Annotated in this window: 11 protein-coding genes; 8 read left to right on the top strand and 3 right to left on the bottom strand. The window is 60.8% G+C overall.

Annotated elements, in window-relative coordinates; all coding sequences use genetic code 11:
- Positions 1-181: 181 nt before the first annotated feature.
- Positions 182-2,050 (top strand): low affinity potassium transporter Kup, encoded by a 1,869-nt coding sequence (kup, locus tag B2J69_RS15335; protein WP_081140523.1) that lies wholly within the window; start codon positions 182-184, stop codon positions 2,048-2,050.
- Positions 2,051-2,053: 3 nt separating this feature from the next.
- Here the strand turns inward: kup and qseC are convergent, their stop codons facing one another.
- Both qseC and qseB read right to left on the bottom strand, forming a co-directional pair.
- The gene (qseC, locus tag B2J69_RS15330) at positions 2,054-3,385 is read right to left on the bottom strand and encodes a quorum sensing histidine kinase QseC (RefSeq protein WP_081140522.1); all 1,332 of its coding nucleotides are present in this window, start codon (positions 3,383-3,385) and stop codon (positions 2,054-2,056) included.
- The gene (qseB, locus tag B2J69_RS15325) at positions 3,382-4,044 is read right to left on the bottom strand and encodes a quorum sensing response regulator transcription factor QseB (protein WP_081140521.1); all 663 of its coding nucleotides are present in this window, start codon (positions 4,042-4,044) and stop codon (positions 3,382-3,384) included. Before qseB ends, qseC begins: the two co-directional genes overlap by 4 nt.
- A gap of 162 nt (positions 4,045-4,206) precedes the next feature.
- Between qseB and B2J69_RS15320 the strand changes: the two genes are divergently transcribed.
- From B2J69_RS15320 to rbsR, 7 genes are all read left to right on the top strand, one after another.
- Positions 4,207-4,602, top strand: a complete 396-nt coding sequence (locus B2J69_RS15320) for a YgiW/YdeI family stress tolerance OB fold protein (protein ID WP_081140520.1) — start codon at positions 4,207-4,209, stop codon at positions 4,600-4,602.
- Between the two features lie 170 nt (positions 4,603-4,772).
- Entirely contained in the window at positions 4,773-5,192 is a 420-nt protein-coding gene (gene rbsD, locus B2J69_RS15315) for a D-ribose pyranase (protein ID WP_081140519.1), read from the top strand.
- A gap of 7 nt (positions 5,193-5,199) precedes the next feature.
- Positions 5,200-6,705 carry a ribose ABC transporter ATP-binding protein RbsA gene (gene rbsA / locus B2J69_RS15310; RefSeq protein WP_081140518.1) on the top strand — a complete coding sequence of 502 codons (1,506 nt, stop codon included), beginning with the start codon at positions 5,200-5,202 and terminating at the stop codon, positions 6,703-6,705.
- Positions 6,702-7,673, top strand: a complete 972-nt coding sequence (rbsC, locus tag B2J69_RS15305; protein ID WP_033755349.1) for a ribose ABC transporter permease — start codon at positions 6,702-6,704, stop codon at positions 7,671-7,673. Before rbsA ends, rbsC begins: the two co-directional genes overlap by 4 nt.
- A 26-nt stretch (positions 7,674-7,699) precedes the next feature.
- Positions 7,700-8,575: a ribose ABC transporter substrate-binding protein RbsB gene (rbsB, locus tag B2J69_RS15300; protein WP_081140517.1), complete on the top strand. Its 876-nt coding sequence runs from the start codon at positions 7,700-7,702 to the stop codon at positions 8,573-8,575.
- 66 nt (positions 8,576-8,641) lie between these two features.
- A complete protein-coding gene (gene rbsK / locus B2J69_RS15295) occupies positions 8,642-9,571 on the top strand; it encodes a ribokinase (protein ID WP_081140516.1) in 930 nt (309 codons plus the stop codon).
- 3 nt (positions 9,572-9,574) lie between these two features.
- Positions 9,575-10,567, top strand: coding sequence for a ribose operon transcriptional repressor RbsR (gene rbsR, locus B2J69_RS15290; protein WP_371824350.1), 993 nt, complete (start codon positions 9,575-9,577; stop codon positions 10,565-10,567).
- Here rbsR and mdtD read toward each other — a convergent pair.
- A complete protein-coding gene (gene mdtD, locus B2J69_RS15285) occupies positions 10,564-11,967 on the bottom strand; it encodes a multidrug transporter subunit MdtD (protein ID WP_081140514.1) in 1,404 nt (467 codons plus the stop codon). The two genes, rbsR and mdtD, sit on opposite strands and share 4 nt — an antisense overlap.
- Positions 11,968-12,389: the final 422 nt, after the last annotated feature.

The following is a 12,389-nucleotide window of genomic DNA, read 5'->3' as shown; positions in this document are numbered from 1 at the left end:
CAAAATCCAACTATCGCATAATGCCGCTGCGGCTTGTAAGGCCGCGAGAAAAATGGGCGGCGGACAGGCTGTGCGGCGACGGCAGAGGTCTGGCTTTTTGGGAAACAGGCGCATACTGTGCGCTTTTTGCTGGCAAGAGTGATAAGGTTTTGCGCCTCTCGCTCCAACAAAAGATAACTTTATGAGCTCGGATAATAAGCAATCACTTAGCGCGTTGACGCTGGCGGCGATTGGCGTGGTGTATGGCGATATCGGCACCAGCCCGCTTTATACTCTGCGAGAGTGTCTCTCCGGTCAGTTTGGCTTCGGCGTGGAACGCGAAGCGGTTTACGGCTTTTTGTCGCTGATTTTCTGGCTGCTGCTGCTGGTGGTGTCGCTGAAATATATCAGCTACGTGATGCGCGCGGATAACGCCGGCGAAGGCGGCATATTGACGCTGATGTCGCTGGCGGGGCGCAATACCGGCGCGCGCGCCACGGCGGCGCTGGTGATTATGGGGCTCATTGGCGGCAGCTTTTTCTATGGTGAGGTGGTGATTACGCCCGCCATCTCCGTGATGTCGGCGATAGAGGGGCTGGAAATTGCCGCGCCGTCGCTTGATCCCTATATCGTTCCGCTCTCCATCGCGGTGCTGACGCTGTTGTTTATTATTCAGAAACACGGCACCGGCATGGTCGGCAAGCTCTTCGCGCCGGTGATGCTGGTCTGGTTTGCCACGCTGGCGATCCTGGGCGTGAGCGGCATTATGAAAAACCCGGATGTGCTGCAGGCGCTTAATCCGGCCTGGGCGGTCAGCTTCTTCGTGCACTACAAAACCATTTCCTTTTTTGCGCTGGGCGCGGTGGTGCTGGCGATCACCGGCGTGGAGGCGCTCTACGCGGATATGGGCCACTTCGGCAAACTGCCGATCCGCATCGCCTGGTTTATCGTGGTGCTGCCGTCGCTGGTGCTGAACTACTTCGGCCAGGGCGCGCTGCTGCTCAGCGATCCCAAAGCGATTAAAAACCCCTTCTTTCTGCTGGCGCCGGACTGGGCGCTGATCCCGCTGCTGATCCTGGCGACGCTGGCGACAGTTATCGCCTCGCAGGCGGTGATCTCTGGCGTCTTCTCGCTGACGCGCCAGGCGGTGCGTCTGGGCTATCTGCCGGGTATGCGTATCATCCACACCTCGGAGATGGAGTCCGGCCAGATCTACGTGCCAATGATTAACTGGGTGCTCTACTTCGCCGTGCTGATCGTGATTATCAGCTTCGAGCACTCCAGTAACCTGGCGGCGGCCTACGGCATCGCGGTTACCGGCACCATGGTGCTGACGTCGATCCTCTCCTGCACCGTCGCCGTGAAAAACTGGCACTGGAACAAGCTGGCGGTCGGTTTGATCCTGACGCTGTTCCTCTGCATCGACGTGCCGCTCTTCTCCGCCAACCTGATTAAGCTCTTCTCCGGCGGCTGGCTGCCGATCTGTCTGGGGCTGATTATGTTCCTGATTATGACCACCTGGAAAAGCGAGCGCTTCCGCCTGCTGCGCCGGATGCATGAGCACGGCAACTCGCTGGAGGCGATGATCGCCTCGCTGGAGAAATCGCCGCCGGTGCGCGTGCCGGGCACCGCCGTTTATATGTCGCGCGCGCTGAATGTCATTCCCTTTGCGCTGCTGCACAACCTCAAGCACAACAAGGTGCTGCACGAGCGGGTGGTCTTTTTGACGCTGCGCACTGAGGACGCGCCTTACGTACACAACGTGCGCCGTGTCGCCATTGAGCAACTGTCGCCCACCTTCTGGCGCGTGGTCGCCAGCTACGGCTGGCGTGAAACGCCCAACGTAGAGGAAATTTTCCACCGCTGCGGTCTGGAGGGGCTGAACTGTCGCATGATGGAGACGTCGTTCTTTATGTCGCACGAGTCGCTGATTATGGGCAAACGTCCGTGGTATCTGCGCCTGCGCGGCAAGCTCTTCCTGGCGCTGCAGCGCAATGCCCTGCGCGCCCCTGACCAGTTCGAGATCCCGCCGAACCGGGTGATCGAGCTGGGCACCCAGGTCGAGATCTAACGGTTACCAGCGCAGGGCGACGAGCAATCCGCCGCCCTGCCGCTGGCTAAAGCTGAGCCGCATGCCGTGCAGCTGCGCGACGTTGCGCACAATCGACAGGCCCAGCCCGCTGCCGCTCTTCTCCTGCCCCGGCGGCCGCCAGAAGCGTTCACCCAGACGCTGCATCTCCGCCTCGCTTAATCCCTTGCCGTTATCTTCGACGCATATGCTGCGGCTCTCCAGCACTATCCTGACTTCGCTGCCTTCAGGCGTGTAGCGGATGGCGTTGTCCAGCAGGTTGCGCACCAGCAGCGACAGCAGCAGCGGATGGCCCTGTATCACCGGTTCGGCGCGGCTTTCCAGACGCAGCGCGACGCCCGCGCGATCGGCGTGCGGCAGCTGTTCGGCCAGCGCCGTCTGCAGCAGGCGTTGCAGGTCGACAGGCTGAAACGCGCCGCGCGCGTCATCGGCCTCGGCGCGCGACAGCGCCAGCAGCTGATCCACCAGCCGCGTGGCGCGCTGAATGCCGGCGTCCAGCTGCTGCAAGGCGTGCTGCCGCATCGCCGCATCGTCTGCCGCCAGCTGCACCACCTCACTCTGCACGCGCAGCGCCGCCAGCGGGCTGCGCAGCTCATGGGCGGCGTCGGCGGTAAAACGGCGCTCGCGCTGCACCATCGCGCCGATGCGGCTGAACAGCCCGTTCAGCGCCTCGGTTAGCGGCTTAACTTCCTGCGGCACCCGGCCGGCGTTCAGCGGTGCGTCGTCGTCCGGCGCGCGCTGCGCCAGAAGTTGGGTGATGCGCTTCAGCGGGCGCAGCTCGCGCCACACCAGCCCAAGCAACAGCAGCAGCATCAATGGCAGCGCAATCAGCCAGGGCAGAATGCTGCTCTGCACCAGCGCTTGCGCCATATCGTCGCGGTATTCCCACTCCTGGCCGACCACGATGCGATGCTGACCATCCGGCGTCGTTAGCCAGACAAAGCGCCAGGCATCATCATCGTCGGTGAGCTGACCGTCGTGAAATCCCTGCGCCTCGGCGTCGAACGGCAGCCTGCGGCCGTTTTCGCCGTCGTTCAGCACTGGCCGGCCGTCGCGGGTGAAAATGGCGAAGGCGAGGGCGTCGTCATCCTGATCGCCGCGATGATGGCGCAGCAGCGCCTTGTTTTTCGGCAGCGCGGCGCGTTCGGGCGCGGTGAGATCGAGCGTGATCAGGCGCTTGGCGAACAGCAGCTGCTGCGTGTCGAACAGCTCGTTGATGGTGTCGCGCGTCTGGAACCAGGCGCTCAGGCTGGCGCTGCCCCAGCAGAGGCCGAGCAGCAGCACGAAGCCGACGCCGAGCCGGAGAAACAGGCTCATTCCGCCTCTCCCAGGGTATAGCCGACGCCGTGCACGGTGCGGATAAAGGCGACGCCGAGTTTTTTGCGCAGGTGATGAATATGCACTTCAACCGCGTTGCTGGAGACGTCGGCGTCCCAGCTGTAAAGCTTCTCCTCCAGCTGCGCACGCGTCAGCACCCGGCCGGGATGGCGTAGAAAGAGCTCCAGCAGCGCCAGCTCCCGGCTTTTCAAGGTTACAGCTTCGCCATCCCGCGTTACGCTGTGGCTGGCGGGCTGCATAATGACGCTACCGTGACGCAGTTCCGGCTGCAGCTGGCCGTGGCGGCGGCGGATAAGTGCCTGTAGCCGCGCGGCGACTTCTGTCAGGGCGAAAGGTTTGCAGAGATAGTCGTCCGCGCCCAGCTGCAAGCCTTCGACACGCTGATCGAGCGCGTCGCGCGCGGTCAGGATCAGCACCGGCACGTCCGCGCCCTGCTGCCGCCAGGCGCGCAGAATATCGAGGCCGTCGCGCTGCGGCAGCGACAGGTCGAGGATTACCGCATCCCAGGGCGCGGCCTCCAGCGCGGCGAAACCCTCATCGCCGGAAACAAACCAGTCAACGCTAAAGCCCAGTTTGCCCAGGCCTGCCTTGATGCCGTCGCCAATCAGCCGATCGTCCTCGATCAGTAAGATACGCATATGCTCTCCTTTATCCGAAAAAGCTTTATACGAAGCAGAACGCGGCTTGTACAGGCTATATCGCGACTTTTCGCCTATTTTTGTCCCTTAAGATCCTGTTAAGAAGTTCCTGCTGTAATTGAGGACATCGCACACCTACATTCATGGACACAGGGGTAAAAGATGAAAAAACATGCCGCACTTCTCGCTATTTTCGCGCTGACCAGCGCGCCGGTTTTCGCTGCCACGCAGGGCGGATTTGTCGATACGAATGCGCCAGCTGTTCAGGCGAAACAGGGCGGTTTTCAAAACGATCAGAGCAGCGTCGTCACCGTTAAGCAGGCGGAAGAGATGAAAGATGACAGCTGGATCACCGTACGCGGCCAGCTGGAGAAGCAGATCGGCGATGAGGACTATCTGTTCCGCGACGCCACAGGCACCATGAAAGTCGAGATCGACCACAAGCGCTGGGATGGTCTGACGATTACGCCGAAAGATCGCGTTGAGCTGACGGGCGAACTGGACAAAGATTTCAACAGCATCGAGCTTGACGTGAAACAGGTGCGCAAAGCGCCGTAATACCCTTCCTGCCGGGCTGCGTCAGCGGCCCGCTCTCTCTCCTAAACCAAATTCCTGCGCGCGTGAGCGAAACGTTTCGATAGCGATCACACTTCTCGATCTCTCCCGTTGAGTTACCGCCGCTATTTCATACACTGCCGCGAGCGAAACGTTTCGCTCTGGAGCAGAAAATGAAAAAAGGTCGCCTGTTAAACGCTGAACTCTCTTACGTGATTGCCCGCCTGGGCCATACGGATACGCTGACCATTGCCGATGCCGGCTTGCCGATCCCGGCAGGGCCGCAGCGCATCGATCTGGCGCTGACGCCGGGCACGCCCGATTTTATGCAGGTGGTGCAGGCTGTCACGCTGGAGATGCAGGTGGAAAGCGCCCTGATAGCGGAGGAGATCAAGCAGCATAATCCGCAGCTCCACAGTGAACTTCTCGCCGTGCTCGAAGCCTTGCAACAGCACCAGGGAAATAACATCGCCGTACGCTACATCAGCCACGAACAGTTCAAACAACAGACGCAACGCAGTCAGGCGGTCATTCGCAGCGGAGAGTGCTCTCCGTTTGCGAATGTCATCCTGAGCGCTGGCGTCACCTTCTGAGGCCGTTATGCAACCCTTATTACAGCTCCAGGGGATTGAAAAATCCTTTCCCGGCGTAAAGGCGTTAAAGAACGCGTCGCTGGCGGTCTATCCGGGACGCGTGATGGCGCTGGTCGGCGAGAACGGCGCCGGCAAGTCCACCATGATGAAGGTGCTGACCGGCATCTACAGCCGCGACGCGGGTTCGCTGCGCTGGCTCGGCGAAGAGACCACCTTCAGCGGCCCCAAGGCGTCGCAGGAGGCGGGCATTGGCATTATTCATCAGGAGCTGAACCTGATCCCCCAGCTGACCGTGGCGGAGAACATCTTCCTGGGCCGCGAATTCGTTAACCGCTTCGGCCGCATCGACTGGAAGCGGATGTATGCCGAGGCGGACGCGCTGCTGAAGCGTCTTAACCTGCGCTTCAACAGCCACAAGCTGGTGGGCGATCTCTCGATTGGCGATCAGCAGATGGTGGAGATCGCCAAGGTCCTGAGCTTTAAGTCGCAGGTGATCATCATGGATGAGCCGACCGACGCGCTGACTGATACCGAAACCCTGTCGCTGTTTCGCGTCATCAACGAGCTGAAGGCGCAGGGCTGCGGCATTGTCTATATCTCTCACCGCATGAAAGAGATCTTCGAGATTTGCGACGACGTCACGGTGTTCCGCGACGGGCAGTTTATCGCCGAGCGCCCGGTGAAGGATCTCAGCGAAGAGAGCCTGATCGAGATGATGGTCGGCCGCAAGCTGGAAGATCAGTATCCGCGCCTCGATCAAACGCCGGGCGACGTTCGCCTTAAGGTTGAGAACCTGAGCGGGCCGGGCGTGCACGACGTCAGCTTTACGCTGCGCAAAGGTGAAATCCTCGGCGTTTCCGGGCTGATGGGCGCCGGACGCACTGAACTGATGAAGCTACTCTACGGCGCCTTGCCGCGCAGCAAAGGCCGCGTCTGGCTCGACGGTCGTGAAGTGACGACACGCGCGCCGCAGGACGGGCTGGCCAGCGGCATCGTCTACATCTCCGAAGACCGCAAACGCGACGGGCTGGTGCTGGGGATGTCGGTAAAAGAGAACATGTCGCTGACCGCGCTGCGCTACTTCAGCCACGGCGGCGCGCTAAAACACGCCGCTGAACAGCTGGCGGTGGGCGATTTTATCCGGCTGTTCAATATCAAAACGCCGTCGATGGATCAGGCGATCGGCCTGCTTTCCGGCGGCAATCAGCAGAAAGTGGCCATCGCGCGCGGGCTGATGACGCGTCCCAACGTGCTGATCCTGGACGAACCGACGCGCGGCGTTGACGTCGGGGCGAAAAAAGAGATTTACCAGCTGATCAACCAGTTCAAGGCCGAAGGGCTGAGCATCATCCTGGTGTCGTCGGAGATGCCGGAAGTGCTCGGCATGAGCGACCGCATCCTGGTGATGCATGAAGGCCGCTCAGGCGGCGAATTTACCCGTGAGCAGGCGACGCAGGAATCGTTAATGGCGGCAGCCGTCGGCAAGCAACACAGCGAGGATTTAGTTGTATGAGTACCCAAACCTTACCGTCCAGCCGTCGCTGGTTTAGCAAAGCCTGGCTGATGGAGCAGAAATCCCTGATTGCGCTCATCGTGTTGATCGCGGTGGTGGCAAGCCAGAGTCCTAACTTCTTCACCGTAGCGAACCTGTTCAATATTCTGCAGCAGACCTCGGTCAACGCCATTATGGCGGTCGGCATGACGCTGGTGATCCTGACCTCCGGCATCGATCTCTCGGTGGGATCGCTGCTGGCGCTGACGGGTGCGGTCGCCGCCTCGCTGGTGGGCATGGAGGTGAACGCGCTGGTGGCGGTGGCGGGCGCGCTGGCGCTGGGAGCGGCTATCGGCGCCGTGACCGGCACCATCGTCGCACGCGGCAAGGTGCAGGCCTTTATCGCCACGCTGGTGATGATGCTGCTGCTGCGCGGCGTCACCATGGTTTACACCGACGGCAGCCCGATCAACACCGGCTTCAACGACAACGCCGATCTCTTCGGCTGGTTCGGCATTGGTCGTCCGCTGGGCATTCCGACGCCGGTGTGGCTGATGGCCGTCGTCTTCCTGCTCGCCTGGTACATGCTGCACCACACGCGCCTCGGCCGCTATATCTACGCGCTGGGCGGCAATGAAGCGGCGACGCGCCTCTCCGGCATCAACGTGAACCGCGTAAAAGTGATCGTCTATGCCCTGAGCGGCATGCTGGCGGCGCTGGCGGGCACGATTGAAGTGGCGCGCCTCTCTTCCGCGCAGCCGACGGCGGGCACCGGCTACGAGCTGGATGCTATCGCGGCGGTGGTGCTGGGCGGCACCAGCCTGGCGGGCGGCAAAGGGCGCATTATGGGCACCCTGATCGGCGCGCTGATCCTCGGCTTTCTCAATAACGGCCTGAACCTGATGGGCGTCTCTTCCTACTACCAGATGATCGTTAAAGCGGTGGTCATCCTGCTGGCGGTGCTGGTAGATAACAAAAGCAGCAAATAACTCTGACCTTTACACAGGATGAAATGATGAAAAAGTTGACCGCACTGGCTGTGATCCTCGGCGCGACATTGAGCGCCAGCGCAGTGGCGAAAGATACCATCGCGCTGGTGGTGTCTACGCTGAATAACCCCTTCTTCGTCTCGCTGAAAGAGGGCGCGCAGAAAGAGGCTGACAAACTGGGCTACAACCTGGTGGTGCTCGATTCGCAGAACAACCCGGCAAAAGAGCTGGCTAACGTGCAGGATCTCACCGTGCGCGGCGCAAAACTGCTGCTGATCAACCCTACCGACTCCGATGCGGTCGGCAACGCGGTGAAAATGGCCAACCAGGCTAATATCCCGGTGATCACGCTGGACCGCGTGGCGGCGCAGGGCAAGGTGGTGAGCCATGTCGCCTCTGACAACCGCTTCGGCGGAAAAATGGCGGGCGACTACATTGCTAAGCGTCTGGGCGACAGCGCGAAAATTATCGAACTGCAGGGCATTGCCGGCACCTCGGCGGCGCGCGAGCGCGGCGAAGGCTTTAAGCAGGCGTCAGACGCGCATAAATTTCAGGTGCTGGCGAGCCAGCCGGCGGACTTCGATCGCACCAAAGGCCTGAACGTGATGCAGAACCTGCTGCAGGCGCATCCGGACGTGCAGGCGGTGTTTGCGCAAAATGATGAAATGGCGCTTGGCGCGTTACGCGCATTGCAAACCGCCGGGAAATCTGATGTCGTGGTAGTCGGCTTTGACGGCACCGCTGACGGCGTGAAAGCGGTCGAAGGCGGCAAGCTGGCGGCGACGGTCGCTCAGATGCCGGATAAGATCGGCATGATTGGCGTGGATACCGCCGATAAAGTGCTGAAAGGTGAAAAAGTGCAGGGCATCAATCCCGTTGACCTGAAACTGGTCACCAAATAACTCAAAGAAAAGCAGGGCAATGCGCCACCCTTAAACCGGTGGCGCACTCTTTCTGGATCACACCCTATGAGCAAAAGCGCAAAACTGGCCGTTCTCGGCAGCATTAATGCTGACCACATTCTTAACCTGACGCACTTTCCCCGTCCCGGCGAAACGGTGATCGGGGAGCAGTATAACGTGGCGTTTGGCGGCAAAGGGGCCAATCAGGCGGTGGCGGCAGGACGCGCTGGTGCGGACATCGCCTTTATCGCCTGCCTTGGCGACGACGCCATCGGCGAACGCATCCGCGCGCAGCTGGCGCAGGACCGTATCGATACCGCGTCGGTGGAAACCGTCAGCGGTGAACCGACCGGCGTGGCGCTGATTTTCGTCAACGGCGAAGGGGAGAACAGCATCGGCATCTGCGCCGGCGCCAATGCGGCTCTGACGCCCGACTGCGTCGCGCGCCATCAGCAGGTTATTGCGGACGCGTCGGCGCTGCTGATGCAGCTGGAGTCGCCGCTGGAAAGCGTGCTGGCTGCGGCGAAGATCGCGCGCGCGCATCAGACGCAGGTGATCCTTAATCCCGCGCCGGCAACGTCGCTCGATGACGAACTGCTGGCGCTGGTGGATATCATTACGCCGAATGAAACCGAAGCGGAAAGCCTGACCGGCATCGCCGTTGCCAGCGATGACGACGCCGCGCGCGCCGCCGAGGCGCTGCACGCTAAAGGCATTGCTACCGTGCTGATTACCTTGGGACGCCGCGGCGTCTGGCTGAGCGAGCAGGGCAAAGGGCAGCGCATCGCCGGCTTTACGGTGAAGGCGGTAGACACTATTGCGGCTGGAGATACCTTTAACGGCGCGTTTATCACGGCGCGGCTGGAAGGCAAAAGCCTGCATGACGCGGTGCGCTTCGCCCATGCGGCGGCGGCGATTGCCGTCACTCGTCCAGGCGCGCAGCCCTCCGTGCCGTGGCGCGCGGAAATCGACGACTTTTTACTTCAGCAGGGTTAAGCCTTGGCGACCATGAAAGATGTCGCCCGCATGGCGGGCGTCTCCACCTCTACCGTCTCGCACGTGATCAACAACAACCGTTTCGTCAGCGAGGCGGTGCGCGAGAAAGTCGACCGGGCGATCAGCGCGCTCAACTATGCGCCCTCGGCGCTGGCGCGCAGCCTCAAGCTTAACCAGACGCACACCATCGGCATGCTGCTGACCGCCAGCAGCAACCCGTTCTACGCTGAAGTGGTGCGCGGCGTTGAAGAGAGCTGCTACGAGCGCGGTTACAGCCTGATCCTCTGCAACACGGCGGGCGACGAAGAGCGCATGAACCGCAGCCTGGAAACGCTGCTGCAAAAGCGCGTCGACGGACTGCTGATCATGTGCACCGAAAGCCATCTGCCGTCGGCGGCGATCCTTAACCGCTATCCTGCTATCCCCACCGTAATGATGGACTGGGCGCCGTTTGAAGGGCGCGGCGACATTATTCAGGATAATGCGCTGCTCGGCGGTGAGATGGCGACGCAGCATCTGATCGATCGCGGCTATACCCGCATCGCCTGCATTTCCGGCCCGCTGGATAAAACCCCGGGGCGCATGCGCCTTCAGGGCTACTACCATGCGATGGAAAAAAATGGCCTGGCAATCCCGGCCGGCTATGTGATCAACAGTGATTTCGAATTTCAGGGTGGCTACAGCGCCATGACGGCGCTGCTGGCGCTGGAGACGCCGCCGCAGGCGGTGTTCGCCAGCAATGATGCGATGGCAGTCGGCGTCTATCACGCGCTGTTTGAAGCGGGTCTGCGCATTCCGCAGGATATCGCGGTGATGGGCTATGACGATATCGAGCTGGCGCGCTACCTGACGCCGCCGCTGACGACTATTCACCAGCCGAAAGATGAGCTGGGCCAGCTGGCGATTGATACCTTACTTCATCGCCTGGCGGACCCCGACGCCAGCCAGCAAACCCTGGTGCTGACGCCGGAGCTGGTGGTTCGCGCCTCGAGCTAGGCGGTTTTCTTCTTTTTATCGCGGTTGGTGATCAGGTGACGGCCGTCGCCGGGGCGCAGCAGCGCAAAGGTAAAGGCGGAGATCACCGTAACGATGCCCATTGTCAGGAAAGTGGCGTGGAACTGCTCGACGGTGCCGGTTTCAAATTCCTGATAAAAGCGCAGCACCGCCGCGCTCACTGCGACGCCGAAACTGATCGACAGCTGCTGCGTCACTGCCAGCACGCTGTTGCCGCCGCTGGCGTTCTCATCATTCAGGTCGGCCAGCGTAATGGTGTTCATCGCCGTAAACTGCGTTGACATCGACATGCCGAGAATAAACAGCGGCAGCAACAGCAACACAACGCTTTCAGACGGCGACTGCAGCGAAAAGCTGGCAATCAGAATGCCGATGATCACGGTGATGCCGACCAGCGTGCGGCGATAGCCGAACAGGCGCAGCACCTGCGTCACCGTGGATTTCGCCAGAATCGAGCCGACTGCCGTCGGCGCCATCATGCAGCCCGCCACCACCGCCGAGAAGCCAAATCCCACCTGTAGCATCAGCGGCATCAGAAAAGGCACGCAGCCGGTGCCGAGGCGCGAGGCGATATTGCCGATAATGCCGACCGAGAAGGTGCGCGTTTTAAACATCGGCAGGCTGATCAGAGGGGCAGGGTGACGGCGCGCATGGACTATATAAAGGAGCAGCAGTAGCACGCCGGCGATCAGCACGCCGGAAGCGAGCCAGGCGGAGACGATACGCTCGCCGAACAGCTCGATGCCGATCGACAGCAGCACCAGCCCGGCACCAAACAGCAGAAAGCCGAGAAAATCGAAGCGGCGTTTGGGCAAGGTAAAATCAGGCATATATTTGCGCGCATACAAAATGCCAAGAATGCCGACGGGAATGTTGATTAAGAATATCCAGTGCCAGGTCGCATAGGTGACCAGCAGGCCGCCCAGCAGCGGCCCAAGGATCGGGCCGACCAGGCCAGGCATGGTGACGAAGTTCAGTACCGGCAGGAGTTCGCTACGCGGATAGGCACGCAGCAGCGCCAGACGCGCCACCGGCATCATCATCGCCCCGCCGACACCCTGCACGATGCGTGAAATGACCAGCACCATCAGCGACTGCGACAGGGCGCAGGCCAGCGAACCGAGCGTAAAGAGCGAAACGGCGATGATAAACACTTTGCGCGTGCCGAAGCGGTCGGCGAGCCAGCCGCTCACGGGAATAAGCATAGCTACGGTAAGCGTGTAGCTGATTACGGCGGACTGCATAGCCAGAGGAGAGCGGTCGAGACTGGTGGCGATGGCGGGTAGTGCGGTGTTGAGGATCGTGGCGTCCAGTGCCTGCATAAAGAACGCCATTGCGGCTATCCATGGCAAACCGGCCATACTGCGCGCGGATCGTATCATCGAAAATCCTTCTATATATGTCAGTAGCGGGCGAGAGGCCGAAGAGAGAGCATAGCATCGGCACGACGCGTTATTGTGGCAATTTTCCAGCGGCAATGCCCGCTTCTGTGCGGTTTTTCAGCGGAAAACGCCTGCTTTTGCGCCTTTCGCTTAAAAAAGAGGCATGCAGTAATTATTTTTAAAGAAATGCTTGTCAGCCCGGAAGAACTCCCTATAATGCGCCTCCACTGACACGGCACAACGGCTTACGGAATGCGGTGTTCAGGAGACTCAGGCAGCTGAGTCGCCGGATGAAGTCCCTGAAAAAAGGGGTTGACTCCGAAGGAGAGTAGCGTAATATACGCCACCTCGCAGCAGCAGGCTCAGCCGCTGACTGCACCGCTCTTTAACAATTTATCAGACAATCTGTGTGGGCACTCGAG

The organism is Pantoea latae, from assembly GCF_002077695.1.
In the GTDB taxonomy this organism is placed as follows: Bacteria; Pseudomonadota; Gammaproteobacteria; order Enterobacterales; family Enterobacteriaceae; genus Pantoea; species Pantoea latae.
Note: the sequence above shows the minus strand (reverse complement) of the source record. Positions and strands in the feature narration are given on the sequence as shown.

What these genes read in the sequence shown, in the direction of transcription:
- qseB (WP_081140521.1), bottom strand. Translation starts at nt 4,044, where the DNA reads ATGCGTATCTTACTGATCGAGGACGATCGGCTGATTGGCGACGGCATC.
- rbsB (WP_081140517.1), top strand. Translation starts at nt 7,700, where the DNA reads ATGAAAAAGTTGACCGCACTGGCTGTGATCCTCGGCGCGACATTGAGC.
- rbsA (WP_081140518.1), top strand. Translation starts at nt 5,200, where the DNA reads ATGCAACCCTTATTACAGCTCCAGGGGATTGAAAAATCCTTTCCCGGC.
- kup (WP_081140523.1), top strand. Translation starts at nt 182, where the DNA reads ATGAGCTCGGATAATAAGCAATCACTTAGCGCGTTGACGCTGGCGGCG.
- rbsD (WP_081140519.1), top strand. Translation starts at nt 4,773, where the DNA reads ATGAAAAAAGGTCGCCTGTTAAACGCTGAACTCTCTTACGTGATTGCC.
- mdtD (WP_081140514.1), bottom strand. Translation starts at nt 11,967, where the DNA reads ATGATACGATCCGCGCGCAGTATGGCCGGTTTGCCATGGATAGCCGCA.
- B2J69_RS15320 (WP_081140520.1), top strand. Translation starts at nt 4,207, where the DNA reads ATGAAAAAACATGCCGCACTTCTCGCTATTTTCGCGCTGACCAGCGCG.
- rbsK (WP_081140516.1), top strand. Translation starts at nt 8,642, where the DNA reads ATGAGCAAAAGCGCAAAACTGGCCGTTCTCGGCAGCATTAATGCTGAC.
- rbsC (WP_033755349.1), top strand. Translation starts at nt 6,702, where the DNA reads ATGAGTACCCAAACCTTACCGTCCAGCCGTCGCTGGTTTAGCAAAGCC.
- qseC (WP_081140522.1), bottom strand. Translation starts at nt 3,385, where the DNA reads ATGAGCCTGTTTCTCCGGCTCGGCGTCGGCTTCGTGCTGCTGCTCGGC.